The 520-nt window shown below is 62.3% G+C and carries 1 protein-coding gene; it reads right to left on the bottom strand.

Annotated features, from left to right (window positions below; all coding sequences use genetic code 11):
• Nucleotides 1-337 precede the first annotated feature (337 nt).
• On the bottom strand, nucleotides 338-520 hold a 183-nt coding region (locus EN932_RS38625), incomplete at its 5' end, for a hypothetical protein (protein WP_206619054.1).

Here is a 520-nt window from a genome sequence, read left to right as displayed (position 1 = left end):
GCCCTGTACAGGCGCAGGCTGATCGGTCGCAGCGGGCGCTTGGGGAGCCGGGGTGGGCAAAGGCGCCTTGTCTGCGGGCGGCTGGACTTGCTTGCCTGCCGGTTCGTCGGGAGCCTTGTTGGGCGCAGGCTCGGCTGTTGGAGCGGGCTGTTTCTTCGTCGACAGTTCAGCCGGTGGCGTGGATTCTGGAACGGGAGTTGACTCAGACGCCGGAGCTGCCTCTTTTGGCTGCTCCTGCGGTTTTGGAGTAGGCTGTGGTTCGGTCGCTGGAGGTGGAGCAGCGTTTTCGGACGGAGCCTGTTGCCTTAACGCGCAGGCTTCGGCGGACTCGCCCTCCTTACATTTCAACTTGATAAAAATCGGCGTTGCGGATTCGGCGAACCGTCCAGCGCTGAATGCTGCGCTGAGCGGCGCCCCTAACGGCACCGAGGCGATGAGCAACCCGAGTGCGGTGCTGGCCAAAATCTTTGGTCGGCGTGTCATTTGAATCTCCGTGATGTGTCCCCTCGCTATGCAAACT

The organism is Mesorhizobium sp. M7A.F.Ca.US.002.01.1.1, from assembly GCF_004022955.1.
In the GTDB taxonomy this organism is placed as follows: Bacteria; Pseudomonadota; Alphaproteobacteria; order Rhizobiales; family Rhizobiaceae; genus Mesorhizobium; species Mesorhizobium ciceri.
This window is presented reverse-complemented; position numbering and strand designations above follow the sequence as displayed.